The organism is Reyranella sp. (genome assembly GCF_004297405.1).
Taxonomy (GTDB): domain Bacteria; phylum Pseudomonadota; class Alphaproteobacteria; order Reyranellales; family Reyranellaceae; genus Reyranella.
Genome location: NZ_SCVC01000036.1, coordinates 157,481 through 173,945, shown reverse-complemented (window position 1 = coordinate 173,945; position 16,465 = coordinate 157,481). Strand labels below are relative to the sequence as shown.

The window sequence follows — 16,465 nt, the reverse complement described above, 5'->3', positions numbered from 1 at the left end:
GTTTTGGCCGTGGCGCTCGAGAGGGGGAGACGAGCTTGGCGGATGAACTTACCGACGGCGCGCTCCGTTACCATCGCATCCCTCGACCCGGAAAAATCGAAGTCGTTCCGACCAAGCCGCTGGCCACCCAGCGCGACCTGTCGTTGGCCTATTCGCCGGGTGTGGCGGCTGCCTGCAACGAGATCGTGCGCGACCCGGCGACCGCTGCCGAACTCACAGCTCGCGCCAACCTGGTCGCGGTCGTTACCAATGGCACTGCGGTGCTGGGCCTCGGAGCCATCGGCCCGCTGGCGGCCAAGCCGGTGATGGAAGGCAAGGGCGTCCTCTTCAAGAAGTTCGCTGGCATCGACGTGTTCGACCTGGAGCTGGCGGAACTCGACCAGGAGCGGCTGGTCGACATCGTGGCCGCTCTTGAGCCCACTTTCGGAGGCATCAACCTCGAGGACATCAAGGCGCCGGAGTGCTTCTACGTCGAGCAGAAGCTGCGCGAGCGCATGTCGATCCCGGTGTTCCATGACGATCAGCATGGCACGGCCATCATCGTCGGCGCGGCGCTGCTGAATGCCCTGTCGTTGGTCGGCAAGGACATCGCCAAGGTGAAGCTGGTCGTCTCCGGCGCGGGCGCGGCGGCGCTCTCCTGCCTCGGGGTGCTTGAGAAGCTCGGCCTGCCGCGCGAGAACATGTGGGTCACGGATATCGCCGGCGTGGTCTGGAAGGGCCGCAATGAGCAGATGGACCCATGGAAGGAACGCTACGCGCGCGACACGCAGGCCCGCACCCTGGGCGAAGTGATCGGCGATGCCGACGTTTTCCTGGGCCTTTCGGCCGCCGGCGTACTGAAGCAGGAGATGGTGAAGAAGATGGCGGCCAAGCCGCTGATCTTCGCGCTGGCCAATCCCAATCCCGAGATCACGCCAGAGGATGTCGCGGCGGTGCGCGACGACGCCATCATGGCGACCGGCCGCAGCGACTATCCTAACCAGGTCAATAACGTCCTCTGCTTTCCCTATATCTTCCGCGGCGCGCTCGATGTCGGTGCCACCACCGTCAACGACGAGATGAAGATCGCCTGCGTGCGGGCGCTGGCCGCGCTGGCGCGCAAGGAACCGTCCGAGGTCGTGGCCCGCGCCTTTGGTGAGCAGGCCGGTGGCTTCGGCCCCAACCAGATCATTCCCAAGCCCTTCGATCCGCGCCTGATCGTCGAATTGGCGCCGGCCGTGGCCAAGGCGGCCATGGACAGTGGCGTGGCAACTCGCCCGATCACCGATTTCGAGGCCTATCGCGACCAGCTCAGCCAGTTCGTCTTCAAGTCCGGTCTGGTCATGCGGCCGGTCTTCGAGCAAGCCCGCGCTGCGCCCAAGCGCGTCATCTTCAGTGCGGGCGAAGACGACCGCGTACTGCGTGCCGTGCAGATCATCCTCGACGAAGGGATCGCCAAACCGATCCTGATCGGTCGCCCCGAAGTCGTGCGCCGGCGTGCCGAGCGTCTCGGGCTCCGGTTCCAGCCGGGGACGGACGTCGAGCTGATCAATCCGTCCCACGACCCGCGGTACGACAAGTACTGGGGCGCCTACCACGACCTGATGGAGCGGCGCGGTGTCACCGAGCCGACGGCGCGCAACCTGGTCCGGTCCAGCCCGACCCTGATCGCCGCTCTCGCGGTTCGCCTGGGCGATGCCGATGCGATGATCGCCGGTGCCTATGGTCGCTTCCGCACGCACTTCAACCATGTGCGGGAGGTCATCGGCCTGCGCGAAGGTGTGAAGAACATGGCGGCGCTCAGCCTGCTGGTGATGCCGACACGCTCGCTGTTCATCGCCGATACCTATGTGAACTACGATCCCGATCCCGAGACCTTGGCCGAGATCACCCTGCTGGCGGCCGACGAAGTGCTGCGTTTCGGCATCCAGCCCAAGGTCGCGCTGATCTCGCATTCGAGTTTCGGCAGTTCGGATCATCCTTCGGCGCGCAAGATGGCGGCGGCCGTGAAGATCCTGCACGAGCGGGCGCCGACCCTCGAGGTCGACGGCGAGATGCACGGCGACGCCGCTCTCGATGTCGACATCCGTAACAATGTCTTCCCGCGCTCCAAGCTCAAGGAGCCGGCGAATCTCGTCATCTGTCCTTCACTCGACGCCGCCAATATTTCCTTTAATCTTCTGAAGAATGGCGCTGACGGCTTGCACATTGGCCCCATGTTGTTGGGAACCGATTTGCCGGCTCATGTGTTGACCCCTTCAGTGACAGCCCGCGGCATCCTGAACATGACAGCGTTGGCCGTTGTCGAGGCGCAGCGTCTCGCTGAGGCGCGTGGATGAGCGGCGAAAGCGATCTCCTCGATGAAGTGACGCCGGAGCTTGTCCGGCGAGTCGAGGCGGCGCTTGCAGAAGACAGGGCAGAGGATGTCAGGGCGCTCCTGGCCGACCTCAGCGCCACCGGTCAGGCGTCGATCCTCGAACAGGTGGGTGAGGACGAGCGCGACAAGCTGGTCGGCATCCTCAAGCGTGACCTCGATCCCGAGGCGCTGACCGAACTCGACGAGGAAGTCCTCGAGGACGTTCTAGAGCAACTCGACAGCAAGGAAATCGCTGCGGCGGCGCGCGAGTTGGAAGCCGACGACGCCGCGACCATTCTAGAAGATCTGCCGGAGGCGGAGCGGCAGGAGGTCCTGGCTGAACTGCCGGCCGAGGATCGCGCCGAGATCGAGCAGGCGCTCGCCTTTCGGGAAGACACAGCCGGGCGCCTCATGCAGCGCTCGCTGGTCAAGGTGCCCGATGGCTGGACGGTCGGCCAGGTCATCGATTATTGCCGCGAAGCGACCGATCTGCCCGACGACGTCTACGACATCTTCGTCGTTGATTCTGACGGGCGGCTGCGAGGCTCGGTGCCGCTTGGCCGCATGCTGCGCACCAAGCGGCCGATCGGCATCCTCGATATCGCCGATCCCGATATTCCTTCGGTGCCCGTTACGGCCGATCAGGCCGAGGTGGCGCATCTCTTCCGCGACCAGAACCTGGTTTCGTGTCCCGTCGTCGACGACGAGAACCGGCTGCTGGGCGTGATCATGGTCGACGACGTCGTCGACGTGATCGACGAGGAAGCCGAGGAGGACATGCTGAAGATGGGCGGCGTCGGCACCGACGACATGCACGCGCCGCCCGTGCGCACGGTGCGTCTGCGGGCGCCATGGCTGCTGGTCAACGTCGCGACAGCGCTCGTGGCCTCTTTCGTGATCGCCCAGTTCGAGGGCACGATCGAGAAGATCGTCGTTCTGGCGGCCCTCATGCCGATCGTCGCCTCAATGGGCGGCAATGCCGGTATCCAGACCGTGACGGTCACCGTCCGGGCGCTCGCCATGGGTGAACTGACAGCTGCCAACGCGTTTCGCTTCATCGCTAAGGAAGCGGCAGTGGGCAGCATGAACGGACTGATGTTCGCCATCATCCTGGCAGCCGGTGTCATCGTGTTGTTCGGTGACTGGCGGCTGGGCGGCGTCATTGCCGCAGCCATGATCTGCAATCTGTTTGCCGCAGCACTTGCCGGATCATTGATCCCGCTGGGGCTGCAGAAGTTCGGCGTTGATCCCGCCGTCTCCTCGACCGTCTTCCTGACGATGGTGACCGACGTGATCGGCTTCCTCACCTTCCTCGGATTGGCGACGATCTTCCTGCTGTAGCCGTTGCAGGTTCCAATCGGAACCTGCCTATCTTGCGAAGGCCAACCGGGCATTGCCGATGCGCTGACCAGGCCAGGAATGGGCGAGAGCAGAGTCGCGCAGCATCTGAACGAGGTCGTTGTCGGCATCGGCGCGCCACCCCAGGAAGACGCGCCGGTCGAGCGCTACTTCGCGGATCTCCGCCGAGATCAGACCTGGCCGAAGGAGCGAACGTGGCATCAGGCTGACACCGAGCCCGGCGGCGACGGCGGCGGCACAGCGCTCCTCGTCGGCGGAGCTGAGCACGACGCGGGGCCGCACGCCTTCGGCGGCGAACAGGCGCTGGGCATCGTCCTGGGCTTCGCAGGCGGCGCGCAGCACAAAGGGAGTATCGGCCAGCTCCTTCACCGACCAACGATCACGTGTCGCCACGCGATGGTCGGTCGCGGCAGCCAGCACATAGGGCTCGCGCCACAGCGAGGTGGCGTTGGCAGCGTCGATCGGTTTGCGCGTCGGGAAGAGGGCGACGTCGCAGCGGCCACGTCGCCAGCGATCGGTAACGGCGTCGGCCGTGCCCTCCGAGACTTCGACCTCGAAGCCGGCACGCTGCTGTGCCGACGCCAGCCAGGCAAGAGCCGCAGGTACCGGAGGGGTCGAGGCGATGGCGACGCGTAGCAGCCGGGTCCGGTGCGTCGATCGCGATTCGGTGCGGGCGAGTTGCCAGGCCTCGACCATGGCGCGGGCATGCGGCAGGAGGCGATGTCCCGCCGCCGTCAGGGCTGCACGCCGGCCGCGGTCGAATAGGCGGGCGCCGATCTCTTCCTCCAGCCGGGCGATCCCCGCCGAAAGGGTTGGCTGGGTGACATGGCAACGTTCGGCCGCCGTGGTGAAGCTTGCCGTTTCGGCCACTGCCAGGAAGTAGCGGATGAAGGACAGGTTCATCGGCATAGACAATATCAATGATGAAAAGAGAGACAATCGATTTCATCTATGTGTCGTCCAAGCATATGGTCGGCCCATGTCGCACCTCAAATCAGCCATCCAGGACGACGGCATTGCCGTCGTGACCTTCGCCCGCCCGCCCATGAACGCCATGGATGCGGAGCTGCTTGAAGAGATCGCCGCGCTGTTCGATCGGTTGGCATCGGACCGCAGCGTTCGCGCGGCCGTGCTGACCGGCGAGGGCAGGGCCTTCTCGGCCGGGCTCGACCTCAAGCTGCTGCCGACACTTGATACCGCCGCGCAGCACCGTCTGATCGCGGCGATGAACGACGGCTTTGGCACGCTCTACGCGTGGCCCAAGCCGCTGGTCACCGCGATCAACGGTCATGCCATCGCCGGCGGCATGGTGGTGGCGCTCTGCGGCGACTGGCGCATCGTCGCCGACGTGCCGCTGAAGGCGAGTTTCGCGGAGGTGAAGGTCGGCGTGCGGTATCCCGTAGCCGCTCTCGATGTGGCGCGCAGCGAACTCGCACCCACGGCCGCTCGCCGCATGGTCCTGCTCGGCGAGGAACTCGATGCCGCCGGTGCGGTAGCCCTCCAGGTATTTGACGAATGCGTGACGCCCGACACCTTGCTTGCCCGCGCCATCGCACGGGCGCGCAAGGATGCGGCGTTGCCGCCCGAGGCATTCGCGACCATCAAGCGTGAGCTGCGGTCGCCTGCCTTGGCGCGCATCGCCGCTGCACGCGGTGGCCAGGCCGAGCCGCGCTACTTCGGCTGGCTCACTGAAGAAACCCGTATCGCCGCTGCAGCGGCTCTGCGTGGCGCTGGCTGACCGGTGAGGCCGTCCGTTCGGCTTCGCTTCGGATCGTGGGCGGGCTATCGTCCGGCCACGGAGGCCATCGATGCCGGCATTCAATCGTTTTCTGTGCGTGCTTGCGCTTTGGCTGTTCGTCGTTCCCGCGACAGCGCAGAACAAGGTGCCGCCCGACCGTGCACTCGAAGCGCTGGTGAAGGCGACTTTGCTCACTTTCAACGACGCCAACGTGACGGGCAACTACGACGTCTTTCATGCCAAGGCCGCCAAGCCGTTTCGCGACCAGTTCACGCCGGAAAAACTCAAGGCGACATTCAGCGAATTCAACAAGAAGAACATCGACTTCGACATCATCGCCGCCATGACGCCGGTCTATGTGCCCAAGGCAGCTGTGGATGGCGACGGCAAGCTGATCGTGAAGGGTTATTTCCCGACCGAGCCGTCGCGTCTCAACTTCGAGCTGGAGTTCATTCCGTCGGACGGGGAATGGAAGATGATCCGCATCTACGTGAAGACAGAACCCAAAGCCGAGAAGAACTGAAACAACCAACAACAGCAGGCACGTGACATCATGATCCCCAACGCAATGCCGCCGTTCGATTTCGGCCTGGGTGAAACCGCCGATGCGCTACGCGAGCAGGTCCAGCGCTTCGCGGCAGCCGAAGTGGCCCCGATCGCTGCCGAGATCGACAAGACCGATCGCTTTCCGCGCGAACTCTGGCCCAGGATGGGCGAACTCGGCCTGCACGGCATTACTGTCGAGGAGGAACATGGCGGCTCGGGCCTGGGCTATCTCGAACATGCCATTGCGGTCGAGGAGCTCAGCCGCGCCTCGGCCGCCGTCGGCTTGAGCTATGGTGCGCACTCGAACCTTTGCATCAATCAGATCCGCCGCAACGCCAGCGAGGAGCAGAAGAAGCGCTTCCTGCCCAAGCTGATCTCCGGCGAGCATGTCGGCAGCCTGGCCATGAGCGAGTCGGGCGCCGGTTCCGACGTCGTCTCCATGAAGCTGCGCGCCGAGAAGAAGGGTGACCGCTATGTGCTGAACGGCACCAAGATGTGGATCACCAACAGCCCCGACGCGCAGGTGATCGTGGTCTATGCCAAGACCGATCCCAGCGCCGGGCCGCGCGGCATCACCACCTTCATCGTTGAGACCGACCGCAAGGGCTTCAAGGTCGCCCAGAAGCTCGACAAGATGGGTATGCGCGGCTCCTCGACCGGCGAGTTGGTCTTCGAGGATTGCGAGATTCCCGAAGAGAACGTGCTGGGCTCCGTCGGCAAGGGCGTGAACGTGCTGATGAGCGGCCTCGACTACGAGCGTTCGGTGCTCGCCGCCGGTCCGCTCGGCATCATGCAGGCCGCGATGGATATCGTCGTGCCCTATGTCCACGAGCGTCAGCAGTTCGGCCAGCCGATCGGCACCTTCCAGCTCGTACAGGGCAAGCTCGCCGACATGTACACGACCATGAATGCCTGCAAGGCCTATGTGTACGCGGTGGCAAAGGCTTGCGATCGTGGGCAGACGACGCGCAAGGACGCCGCGGGCGCCATCCTCTACGCGGCCGAGAAGGCGACCCTGGTCGCGCTCGACGCCATCCAGCTCCTCGGTGGCAACGGCTACATCAACGACTATCCGACGGGCCGCCTGCTGCGCGACGCCAAGCTCTACGAGATTGGCGCCGGCACCAGCGAGATCCGCCGCATGCTGATCGGCCGCGAGCTGTTCGCCGAGACCGCCTGACGAAAGGTCATAGCAGGTTGTTTGACGCGCAGGACGCTTTTTCGTACACAGTGTGTATGGAAAGCGTTCTATGCCGCGTTATCTGACCGAAAAGGATATCGCCGACTTTCGCGCCGAGCTCTGCCGGGTCGCGACCGAGCGATTCGCCCGCTTTGGCTACGAAGGTGTCACCATGCGCCAGCTCGCCGAAGCGCTGGGCTGCAGCCCCAAGACACCGTACCGCTATTTCAAGGACAAGGCCGACATCCTTGCCACCGTACGGGCGCAGGCCTTCGCGCGCTTTGCCGATGCGCTCGAGGCCGCAGCGGCCAAAGGCGAGACACCCCAGGATCGTGCCCGCCGCGTAGGTGAGGCCTATCTGCGCTTTGCTGCGGATGACCCGCACGCCTACCGGATCATGTTCGAGATTGATCAGCCGGTCGACAAGGAGCATCCGGACCTTGCCCGCGAAGCGCATCGCGCGCGCGGCTTCATCACACGGCAGGCCGAGGATATGGCCAAGGCCGGCATGATCGATGTCGATCCGGTTCTGTTCGGCTGGTCGATATGGGCCGCGACGCATGGGCTGGTGATGTTGCGGCAGGCAGGCATGTTCGACTCCGGCCCCGATTTCGGGACCCTGGCGAGCTTCCAGGGTGCACTTATGTTCAAGGGCGCCGCAAAGGCATCGAATATGTTCAAGGAAGCCATAAAGGCACCGAACAAGACGGGAAGGAAATAATGACGAACCCAGCGGGCGTGACGGCAGGCGATCGTTTCAGGGCCTGGAGCGAGATCCAGGCCAATGCCGCGCGGGCGGCAAGCGGGCTCACGGCGCTGGGTGTCGACGAGGACAGCAGCGTGGCGCTGATGCTGCGCAACGACTTCCCGACCTTCGAGGTCAACATGGCGGCGGGCCAGCTCGGCGCCTACGCCGTGCCGATCAACTGGCATTTCACGCCTGAAGAGGCGAACTACATCCTGCAGGATTGCGGCGCCAAGGTGCTGGTGGCGCACACCGATCTCTTGGCGCAGATCGCCGGGGGCGTTCCTGAGGGCGTGAAGGTGTTGGCAGTACCGACGCCGCCCGAGATCGCGGCTGCCTACAGTGTGCCTCCGGAAAAGTGCGCGGCTCCAGCCGGCGTCGAGCTTTGGCAGGATTTCGTTGCGGCCTCGCCGCCGCGTACCGAGCCGCCGAAGGCGGCGCGCGGCAGCATGATCTATACGTCCGGCACGACGGGGCGGCCGAAGGGCGTGCGGCGCCAGCCGAGCACACCTGAGCAGCAGGCGGCTGCGTCGCAGGAAGCCGCGATGTTCTGGGGCCTGAAGCCCGACCCCGAGACCGTGACCCTGATGAACGGTCCGATGTATCACTCCGCGCCGGCGGCCTACGGCATGGCGAGTGCCCGGCTCGGCCTGCACATGGTCCTGCAGCCACGCTTCGAGGCCGAGGACATGCTACGCCTGATCCACAAGCATCGGATCAGCCATATGCACATCGTGCCCACCATGCTCGTGCGCCTGCTGCGTCTGCCGCAGGAGGTGCGCGAACGTTACGACGTCTCCTCGCTACGCTTCATCACCCATGGCGCCGCGCCCTGCGCGCCTGCCGTGAAGCGGCAGATGATCGAATGGTGGGGACCGGTGATCAACGAATACTACGGCGCCACCGAGACCGGTGTTGTCGTGTGGCATGGATCGGAGGAGGCGTTGCGCAAGCCCGGCACGGTCGGCCGCATCGTGCCCGGCGGCATCCTGCGCATTGTCGACGAGGAGGGGCAGGACGTGAAGCAGGGCGAGATCGGCGAGATCTACGTCCGCGGCCCGCATCTCTCCGAGTTCACCTACAACAACGACGACGCCAAGCGCCAGGAGGTCTCGTTGGGAGATCTCGTGACGGTGGGCGACGTGGGCTATCTCGACGCCGACGGCTTCCTGTTCCTGTGCGATCGCAAGCGCGACATGATCATCTCGGGTGGCGTGAATATTTATCCTGCCGAGATCGAGTCGGCGTTGATTCAGATGCCGGGCGTGCGCGACTGCGCGGTGTTCGGCATTCCGGACGAAGAGTTCGGCGAGCAGATCTGTGCCTATGTCGAACCCTTGTCCGAGGCGGGTCTGGATGCGAGCCAGGTCCGCGCTTGGCTCGGCCAGCATCTGGCGCGCTACAAGGTACCTAAGGTGGTAGAGTTCAGTGCAGCCCTGCCGCGCGAAGATTCGGGCAAGATCTTCAAGCGCAAGCTTCGCGCCCCATATTGGGAGAAGGCGGGCCGCAGCATCTGAGGAGTTCCATGGCCGACGACGACGTCACCCTGTTCGGTAAGCTCAAGAACAAGCTGATCGACAGCAAGCAGAAGTGGGCCGAGGACGGCCGTCTGTTGACGGGCAAGACCGCGGCCCACTCCCAGCGCCTGCCGCCCGGCCAGCGCAAGGTCGACAACTGGCCGGTGCTCGATCTCGGCATCCAGCCCGAGATTCCCACGCACGCCTGGCGACTGTTCGTCGACGGCGAAGTCGAGATCCCGCTGACCTTTAGGTGGGGCGAGTTCACCGACCTTCCGAAGACACGCCTCACGACCGACATCCATTGTGTGACGGCCTGGTCGCGCTACGACAACCGTTGGGAAGGCGTCAGCGCTCGCGATCTGCTGGCCTTGGTGAAACCCAAGGCGTCGGCGCAGCACGTCATCTTCCACTCCTACGACACCTACACGACCAATGTGCCGCTGGCCGACTTCTCGGCGGACGATGTGATGCTGGCTTGGAGCTGGAACGGCGAGCCGATCAGCCGCGAACATGGCGGGCCGCTCAGGGTCGTGATTCCCAAGCTCTATTTCTGGAAGAGCGCCAAGTGGATCAAACGCATCGAGTTCTCGGTGTTCGACAAGCCGGGCTTCTGGGAAGTTCGCGGCTATCATAACTACGGCGATCCCTGGCTGGAGCAACGCTACGACGAGGAGCCCTGACATGCCCGCCCATGACTTCAACTTCACCACGATCGACGGCAAGCCTCTCGAGATGAAGAGCCTGGCAGGGCACCCAGTCCTGCTGGTGAACGTCGCCTCTTATTGTGGGTTCACGCCGCAGTACACCGACCTGCAGAAGCTGCACGACACTTATGGTCCGCGTGGTCTGGTTGTGTTGGGCGTGCCGTCGAACGATTTCGGCGCACAGGAGCCGCGCACCGAACCGGAGATCGCCAAGTTCTGCGAATCGATGTACGGCGTCACCTTTCCGCTCACCGCCAAGCAGAAGGTGGTCGGCTCCGACGCCCACGCGCTCTATCAGTGGATCGCTACGGAAGCAGGCGAGGGGGCGGCTCCCAAGTGGAACTTCCACAAATATCTGATCGGCAAGGACGGCAGCCTGCTCGGCGCCTGGCCGAGCCGTGTACGCCCGGGATCGAGCGAGATCACCTCGGCAATCGAGTCGGCCCTCGGTTAGGGGCGGCTCGAGCCGCAGCCTCGTGCCATATCAGGTCTCCAGCGAACGACGCACGCTTTCGAAGACCTGATGGAACATCTCGGTCGTGAGGCGGCCGGTGTTCGTGTTGTAGCGCGAGCAGTGATAGCTGTCGGCCAGCACGAGGCCGGTAGGCAGCTTGTGCAGACGGTTATGGATGAACGGATAGGCGCCGGCCGGCCGTACCGTCAGCGCTCGCAGGATCTGGTCATGTGCGCCTTTGCCCAGCGCTACCAGCACGCGCAGGTTCGGCATGACCGCAAGCTCGGCCTGCAGGAACGGCCGGCACGCGGTGAACTCGATTGGGAGCGGCTTGTTTTCGGGTGGCAGGCAGCGCACCGCGTTGGCAATGCGGCAATCGACCAGGTGTAGCCCGTCGTTGGGATCGGCCCGGTAGGTGCCCTGGGCAAAACCGAACTTCAGCAAGGTGGAGTAAAGCAGGTCGCCGGCATAGTCGCCGGTGAAGGGCCGGCCCGTGCGGTTGGCGCCACGCATGCCTGGCGCGAGGCCAACGATCAGCAGGCGTGCATCCAGCTCGCCGAAGGAGCGGACCGGGGCATTCTTCCAATCGGCGTGGAGGCCCTGCAGCTCATGCCGGAACCCGACCAGCCTGGGGCAGCGCGGGCAGTCGAGCGGCGGCTCTTCGAATGACGACGCAACCACAGACGCGCGCAGCCTAGGCTGAGCGCATCAGCGATTCGGAAGGAGCGTCGTCGTACTCGGCTTCCGAGTCGCGCTGGCCCGCGACGGCCGGCCGCGGCGCCCGCTCCGACGCGTTGCGGGCGATCAGAGGGGCGATCTCGGACAGTTCGATGAAATCGTCGGCCTGACGGCGCAGTTCGTCGGCCACCATCGGTGGCGAGGACTTGATCGTGCTTACGACAGAGACGCGGAGTCCACGGCGCTGCACGGCTTCGACGAGGCGACGGAAGTCGCCATCGCCGGAGAACAGGATCACATGATCGAGGTGTTCGGCCATCTCGAGCACGTCGATGGCGAGCTCGATGTCCATGTTGCCCTTGATCTTGCGGCGACCCGTGGCATCGGTGAACTCCTTGGTCGGCTTCGTGACCATGGTGTAGCCGTTGTAGTCCAGCCAATCGACCAGCGGCCGGATCGGCGAATATTCCTGATCCTCGACCAAGGCGGTGTAATAGTAGGCACGAACCAGACGACCTTTTTCGCGAAACACCTTGAGGAGGCGGCGATAGTCGATGTCGAAGCCCAGCGACCGGGCGGCCGAGTAGAGGTTGGCGCCATCGATGAAAAGCGCGACGCGCTCGTTTTCGTAAAAATTGCCTTTCATGGCGGCTATCCCTTTGAAGAATATGCGCATGGGGAGAAAGAAAATATGCAGCCGGCGGAGTTCTGTAACTCCCACCTCTCCCACAGCAGCTGAAGTCTAGGTTTTTAACTTATAGTTCACAAGGGGTTGGAGGCTTTTGCTGGTGGATAAAGCAGACGGTCGGACAATCTTCATTGGTGCTGGGGCCAACATGGCTCATCCGAATTACAGCTCGCCACGCGAAACCATGGTGGCGGCTCTGCTGGAACTGGGCCGCCAGGTCAAAGTGCTGCGCCACTCCTCCTGGTACCGTACGGCGCCGGTGCCGGTTTCCGACCAGCCCTGGTACGTCAACATCGTGGCCGAGGTCGCAACGGACTTGTCCGCCGACGATCTGTTGCAGACGCTACACGCCATAGAAGACCTGTTCGGCCGGGTCCGCACGGTGCCCAACGCCCCCCGGCTGATCGACCTCGATTTGCTCGATTATCGGGGGGAAATAGCCGCTCCAGCCCCGGGAAGGGCTACCTTGCCGCACCCCAGGATGGCCGACCGTGCTTTCGTTCTGCGACCGTTGGCCGATTTGGCGCCAGACTGGCGGCACCCCATATCTGGGAAGTCCATCCAGAGCCTGCTGGCGGTCCTGCCGCCGGAGCAGGAGGCCCACCGCTTCTAGGGCCTGGGGGCACTGTCTGTTGATTTTTGTTGAGGGGCGCGTATAACCCGCCGCTCCCGGGAATTCAGAGGTCCGCCATGGCGCGTGTCACCGTCGAAGACTGCATCTTGCAGGTGCCGAACCGTTTTGAGCTCGTCATGTTCGCCGCCCAGCGCGCACGTGATATCTCGGCGGGCGCCCAGATCACGCTCGATCGCGATCGCGACAAGAACCCGGTGGTGGCGCTGCGCGAGATCGCGGAGACCAAGCTCGACCAAGCCGTTCTCAAGGACTCGCTGATCTCCGGCATGCAGAAGCACGCCGACATCGACAAGCCCGAAGAGGTCAACGAAATGGCCGAGCTCGAGCAGGAGCTGGCCGCGGCGCTGGCGCAGGGCGGTGCCGAAGCGGCCCAGCCCAAGGCGCTGCCGATGACCGAGGAAGACGACGTTACCGAATAGGGACGAAGCAGGGCCGAGCCCTGCTATTCGTGCAAACGTCGTGGAGTGAACGCAATCGTCCCCATATAATGGACGATTGCTATGATCCGTCAGTTTGAACTCGTCGAGCGTGTGCAGGCCTACGATCCGGATGCGGACGAGGATGTGCTGAATCGCGCCTATGTGTATGGCCTGAAGAAGCACGGTAACCAGCTCCGGGCCTCGGGCGATCCCTATTTCTCCCACCCCGTGGAGGTGGCGGGCATCCTGGCCGAGATGCGCCTGGACACGGCCTCGATCGTGACCGGGCTGCTACACGACACGCTGGAGGATACCGACGCTACGCGCGACGAGATCGCCGGCATGTTCGGCGAGAACATCGCCCGGCTGGTCGACGGCGTGACCAAGCTGAGCCGCCTCGAGATCCAGTCCGAAAGCACCAAGGAAGCCGAGAATCTGCGCAAGCTGGTGCTGGCGATGTCGTCCGACATCCGCGTGCTCCTGGTGAAGCTCGCCGACCGCCTGCACAACATGCGGACCCTGCACCACATCAAGGAGTCGGCCCGGCGTAAGCGCATTGCGCGCGAGACGATGGACCTCTACGCGCCGCTCGCCTCGCGCATCGGCATGGAGAAGGTGAAGCGCGAACTGGAGGAGCTGGCCTTCGCCGAGCTCAATCCCGATGGCCGCGCCTCAGTGCTGGCGCGCCAGGGTTACCTGCGCGAGCGTGGCGACAAGCTGGTGCCGCAGATCGAGGCCGAGCTGATCAAGACGCTGAAGGAAGGTGGGCTCGAAGCGCAAGTGTCGGGGCGCGAGAAGACGCCCTATTCGATCTGGCGCAAGATGCAGACCAAGAACGTGTCGTTCGAACAGCTCGCCGACATCATGGCCTTCCGCATCATCGTGGCCGACGTCGCGCAGTGCTATCAGGCACTCGGCCTGCTGCATGGCAGCTATCAAGTGCTGCCGCAGCGCTTCAAGGATTACATCTCGGTTCCCAAGCCCAACGGCTATCGTTCGCTGCACACTGGCGTGATCGGCCCGCTCGGCCAGCGTATCGAGATCCAGATCCGCACCGAAGAGATGCAGGACCAAGCCGAGCGCGGCGTCGCCTCGCACTGGATCTACAAGCAGGGCGGACCGTCGACCGACGCGCCGCAGTATGCCTGGCTGCGCAGTCTGATGGACATCCTCGACAAGGCGCCCAACGCTGAGGAGTTCCTCGAGCATACCAAGCTCGAGATGTTCCAGGACCAGGTCTTCTGCTTCACGCCCAAGGGCAAGCTGATCGCGCTCCCGCGCGGCGCGACGCCGATCGACTTCGCCTATGCCGTGCACAGTCAGGTCGGCGATACCTGCGTGGGCGCCAAGATCAACGGCCGCATGCTGCCGCTCCGGACGCAGCTTTCCAACGGCGATCAGGTCGAGATCGTCACGTCCAAGGCGCAGACCCCGTCGCCGACTTGGGAACGCTTCGTCGTTACCGGCAAGGCCAAGGCAGCGATCCGCCGTTTCATCCGTGTCCGCCAGCGCGAGCAGTACATCCAGCTCGGCCGCTCCCTGCTGGACAAGGCATTCCATGAGGAAGGCTACGAGGTCACTGAGAAAGGCCTCGATGGCGTGCGTGCCAACTTCAAGCAGGCGACGACGGACGATCTCGTCGCCGCAGTCGGTGCCGGCCTGACCGGCGCCCGCGAAGTGCTGACCGCCGTTTATCCGGGCCTCAAGCAGAACCGCAAAGGCGGCGCTGACGTCGTGCCGATCTCGCGCGCCCGCGCCAAAGCCAGTAAGTCCGGAAAGTCCGATGGCGCACGTGGCCACGGCGAGCCGGGCCAGATAGCTATCCGCGGCCTGATCCCCGGCATGGCTGTGCACTTCGCGCGCTGCTGCCATCCGCTGCCAGGCGACCGTATCGTCGGCATCATCACCACCGGCAAGGGCGTAACCATCCATACGATCGATTGCTCTACGCTCGAGAGCTTCTCGGAATCGCCGGAGCGCTGGATCGACGTCGGTTGGGACTCGGTCAGCGAAGGCGAGGGCGGTGTCTACACCGGCCGTCTCAAGATCACGGTCGCCAACCAGCCGGGCAGCCTGTCGAGTCTCTCGACCGTCATCGCCCGGCATGAAGGCAATATCTCCAACCTGCGCATCGTCAACCGGTCGATGGATTTCTTCGACATGGTGATCGACGTCGAGGTCGCGGATGTGAAGCATCTCGCCGACATCACCGCGGCGTTGCGCGCCACGCCCGCCATCAATGCCGTCGAGCGCGCCCGCAATTGACGACTCTCTCCATCTCTTTCCAGCGAAAGTAGCGTATGTCCGCGCCTAATCCTCTGCGTCTCGGCGTCAATATCGACCACGTTGCCACCGTGCGTAACGCGCGCGGAGGGCATCTTCCCGATCCGCTGCGCGCGGCGCGACTCGCTGAGGCAGCCGGCGCCGACGGCATCACTGCCCATCTGCGTGAGGATCGGCGGCACATCATCGATGCCGATATCGAAGGGCTGATGCGCGAGCTCAAGGTGCCGCTGAATTTCGAGATGGCGGCTACGCAGGAGATGGTCGACATCGCATTGCGTCATCGCCCGCATGCCGCCTGCATCGTGCCGGAGAAGCGCGAGGAGCGGACGACAGAAGGCGGCCTCGATGCCGCCGGCCAGCATAATCACCTGAAGCCCATGATCGCTCGCCTGCGCGACGCCGGCATCCGTGTCTCGCTGTTCATCGAGGCTGATCCACGCCAGCTTGAGGCGGCCGTCACCCTTGGTGCACCGGTCGTCGAATTGCACACCGGACGCTATTGCGAGATCGAAGGCGCTGCCAAGCAGGCCGAACTCCAGCGCATCGCCAAGGCCGCGGCTCTCTGCGCCAAGCTCGGCCTCGAATGCCACGCCGGCCACGGGCTGAGCTATGCCGATGTCGCGCCGATCGCCGCCATTCCCGAAGTGCGCGAACTCAACATCGGTCATTTCCTGGTGGGTGAAGCGATCTTCGTCGGCCTGGAAGGGGCGATCCGTGAGATGCGCCGGATCATGGATGCTGCCCGGGCCGGAGGGCAATCCGCGTGATCTTGGGTATCGGCAACGACCTTTGCGACATCCGGCGCATCGAGAAATCGCTGGAAAGGTTCGGCGACCGCTTCGTGCAGCGAATCTTCACGGAAACCGAACAAAAGCGATCGGAAGGTCGCGCTACCCGCGCAGCAAGCTATGCCAAGCGCTTTGCTGCAAAGGAGGCTTGTTCGAAGGCGCTCGGCACGGGGTTGCGCCGCGGTGTTTTCTGGCGTGACATGGGCGTCATCAACCAGCGCAGTGGCAGGCCCACCATGGCGTTGACGGGAGGCGCTTTGGCGCGGCTGCAGGAGATGACGCCGACCGGAATGTCGCCTCAAATCGACCTGACGTTGACCGATGAATACCCAATGGCTCAGGCAATCGTCATCATTTCGGCGGTACCGCAAACATGAACCAGACTGCGATA

The 16,465-nt window shown here is 64.1% G+C and carries 16 protein-coding genes and 1 pseudogene; 14 read left to right on the top strand and 3 right to left on the bottom strand.

All coding sequences use genetic code 11. The features are described 5' to 3' along the window. Nucleotides 1-35 precede the first annotated feature (35 nt). Nucleotides 36-2,318 (top strand): NADP-dependent malic enzyme, encoded by a 2,283-nt coding sequence (locus EPO50_RS23805; protein WP_296348164.1) that lies wholly within the window; start codon nucleotides 36-38, stop codon nucleotides 2,316-2,318. Beyond that, nucleotides 2,315-3,676, top strand: a complete 1,362-nt coding sequence (mgtE, locus tag EPO50_RS23800; protein WP_296348162.1) for a magnesium transporter — start codon at nucleotides 2,315-2,317, stop codon at nucleotides 3,674-3,676. The genes EPO50_RS23805 and mgtE overlap by 4 nt, the downstream gene beginning before the upstream one ends. Before the next feature lie 27 nt (nucleotides 3,677-3,703). Here the strand turns inward: mgtE and EPO50_RS23795 are convergent, their stop codons facing one another. After that, on the bottom strand, nucleotides 3,704-4,597 hold the full coding sequence (locus EPO50_RS23795; RefSeq protein WP_296348160.1) for a LysR family transcriptional regulator: 894 nt from the start codon (nucleotides 4,595-4,597) through the stop codon (nucleotides 3,704-3,706). Between the two features lie 76 nt (nucleotides 4,598-4,673). On the opposite strand from EPO50_RS23795, the gene EPO50_RS23790 reads away from it, so the two are divergent. From EPO50_RS23790 to EPO50_RS23760, 7 genes are all read left to right on the top strand, one after another. Then, a complete protein-coding gene (locus tag EPO50_RS23790) occupies nucleotides 4,674-5,432 on the top strand; it encodes an enoyl-CoA hydratase/isomerase family protein (protein ID WP_296348159.1) in 759 nt (252 codons plus the stop codon). 70 nt (nucleotides 5,433-5,502) lie between these two features. After that, nucleotides 5,503-5,955, top strand: a complete 453-nt coding sequence (locus tag EPO50_RS23785; protein ID WP_296348157.1) for a hypothetical protein — start codon at nucleotides 5,503-5,505, stop codon at nucleotides 5,953-5,955. Between the two features lie 30 nt (nucleotides 5,956-5,985). Next, complete coding sequence (locus tag EPO50_RS23780) at nucleotides 5,986-7,158, top strand: isovaleryl-CoA dehydrogenase (protein WP_296348155.1); 1,173 nt, start codon at nucleotides 5,986-5,988, stop codon at nucleotides 7,156-7,158. A gap of 70 nt (nucleotides 7,159-7,228) precedes the next feature. Then, complete coding sequence (locus EPO50_RS23775; protein WP_296348154.1) at nucleotides 7,229-7,879, top strand: TetR/AcrR family transcriptional regulator; 651 nt, start codon at nucleotides 7,229-7,231, stop codon at nucleotides 7,877-7,879. Beyond that, the gene (locus tag EPO50_RS23770; RefSeq protein ID WP_296348152.1) at nucleotides 7,879-9,420 is read left to right on the top strand and encodes an acyl-CoA synthetase; all 1,542 of its coding nucleotides are present in this window, start codon (nucleotides 7,879-7,881) and stop codon (nucleotides 9,418-9,420) included. Before EPO50_RS23775 ends, EPO50_RS23770 begins: the two co-directional genes overlap by 1 nt. 8 nt (nucleotides 9,421-9,428) lie before the next feature. Next, entirely contained in the window at nucleotides 9,429-10,103 is a 675-nt protein-coding gene (locus EPO50_RS23765; RefSeq protein ID WP_296348150.1) for a sulfite oxidase-like oxidoreductase, read from the top strand. A gap of 1 nt (nucleotide 10,104) precedes the next feature. Further along, nucleotides 10,105-10,581 (top strand): glutathione peroxidase, encoded by a 477-nt coding sequence (locus tag EPO50_RS23760; protein WP_296348148.1) that lies wholly within the window; start codon nucleotides 10,105-10,107, stop codon nucleotides 10,579-10,581. Between the two features lie 30 nt (nucleotides 10,582-10,611). Here the strand turns inward: EPO50_RS23760 and EPO50_RS23755 are convergent, their stop codons facing one another. Together EPO50_RS23755 and EPO50_RS23750 are read right to left on the bottom strand one after the other, a co-directional pair. Next, a complete protein-coding gene (locus tag EPO50_RS23755; protein ID WP_296348146.1) occupies nucleotides 10,612-11,262 on the bottom strand; it encodes a uracil-DNA glycosylase in 651 nt (216 codons plus the stop codon). 13 nt (nucleotides 11,263-11,275) lie between these two features. Beyond that, complete coding sequence (locus EPO50_RS23750) at nucleotides 11,276-11,905, bottom strand: NYN domain-containing protein (RefSeq protein WP_296348144.1); 630 nt, start codon at nucleotides 11,903-11,905, stop codon at nucleotides 11,276-11,278. 142 nt (nucleotides 11,906-12,047) lie between these two features. Here EPO50_RS23750 and folK point away from each other — a divergent pair, with 142 nt between their 5' ends. The 5 genes and pseudogenes from folK (at nucleotide 12,048) to acpS (ending at nucleotide 16,451) form a co-directional block, all read left to right on the top strand. Beyond that, nucleotides 12,048-12,560 carry a 2-amino-4-hydroxy-6-hydroxymethyldihydropteridine diphosphokinase gene (gene folK, locus EPO50_RS23745; RefSeq protein ID WP_296348142.1) on the top strand — a complete coding sequence of 171 codons (513 nt, stop codon included), beginning with the start codon at nucleotides 12,048-12,050 and terminating at the stop codon, nucleotides 12,558-12,560. Between the two features lie 77 nt (nucleotides 12,561-12,637). Continuing rightward, nucleotides 12,638-12,952: pseudogene (gene rpoZ / locus EPO50_RS23740) on the top strand (DNA-directed RNA polymerase subunit omega); the annotation flags it as partial. Nucleotides 12,953-13,081: 129 nt separating this feature from the next. Beyond that, on the top strand, nucleotides 13,082-15,265 hold the full coding sequence (locus EPO50_RS23735) for a bifunctional (p)ppGpp synthetase/guanosine-3',5'-bis(diphosphate) 3'-pyrophosphohydrolase (protein ID WP_296348140.1): 2,184 nt from the start codon (nucleotides 13,082-13,084) through the stop codon (nucleotides 15,263-15,265). A gap of 35 nt (nucleotides 15,266-15,300) precedes the next feature. Continuing rightward, nucleotides 15,301-16,053: a pyridoxine 5'-phosphate synthase gene (locus EPO50_RS23730; RefSeq protein ID WP_296348139.1), complete on the top strand. Its 753-nt coding sequence runs from the start codon at nucleotides 15,301-15,303 to the stop codon at nucleotides 16,051-16,053. Continuing rightward, nucleotides 16,050-16,451 carry a holo-ACP synthase gene (acpS, locus tag EPO50_RS23725; protein ID WP_296348136.1) on the top strand — a complete coding sequence of 134 codons (402 nt, stop codon included), beginning with the start codon at nucleotides 16,050-16,052 and terminating at the stop codon, nucleotides 16,449-16,451. Before EPO50_RS23730 ends, acpS begins: the two co-directional genes overlap by 4 nt. The last annotated feature ends 14 nt before the right edge of the window (nucleotides 16,452-16,465 follow it).

Bases quoted from the DNA above. Each gene is read 5' to 3' on its own strand.
- EPO50_RS23770 (WP_296348152.1), top strand. From the start codon at position 7,879: ATGACGAACCCAGCGGGCGTGACGGCAGGCGATCGTTTCAGGGCCTGG.
- EPO50_RS23785 (WP_296348157.1), top strand. From the start codon at position 5,503: ATGCCGGCATTCAATCGTTTTCTGTGCGTGCTTGCGCTTTGGCTGTTC.
- EPO50_RS23750 (WP_296348144.1), bottom strand. From the start codon at position 11,905: ATGAAAGGCAATTTTTACGAAAACGAGCGCGTCGCGCTTTTCATCGAT.
- EPO50_RS23730 (WP_296348139.1), top strand. From the start codon at position 15,301: ATGTCCGCGCCTAATCCTCTGCGTCTCGGCGTCAATATCGACCACGTT.
- EPO50_RS23775 (WP_296348154.1), top strand. From the start codon at position 7,229: ATGCCGCGTTATCTGACCGAAAAGGATATCGCCGACTTTCGCGCCGAG.
- mgtE (WP_296348162.1), top strand. From the start codon at position 2,315: ATGAGCGGCGAAAGCGATCTCCTCGATGAAGTGACGCCGGAGCTTGTC.
- EPO50_RS23795 (WP_296348160.1), bottom strand. From the start codon at position 4,597: ATGAACCTGTCCTTCATCCGCTACTTCCTGGCAGTGGCCGAAACGGCA.
- EPO50_RS23735 (WP_296348140.1), top strand. From the start codon at position 13,082: ATGATCCGTCAGTTTGAACTCGTCGAGCGTGTGCAGGCCTACGATCCG.
- EPO50_RS23790 (WP_296348159.1), top strand. From the start codon at position 4,674: ATGTCGCACCTCAAATCAGCCATCCAGGACGACGGCATTGCCGTCGTG.
- EPO50_RS23780 (WP_296348155.1), top strand. From the start codon at position 5,986: ATGATCCCCAACGCAATGCCGCCGTTCGATTTCGGCCTGGGTGAAACC.
- EPO50_RS23760 (WP_296348148.1), top strand. From the start codon at position 10,105: ATGCCCGCCCATGACTTCAACTTCACCACGATCGACGGCAAGCCTCTC.
- EPO50_RS23765 (WP_296348150.1), top strand. From the start codon at position 9,429: ATGGCCGACGACGACGTCACCCTGTTCGGTAAGCTCAAGAACAAGCTG.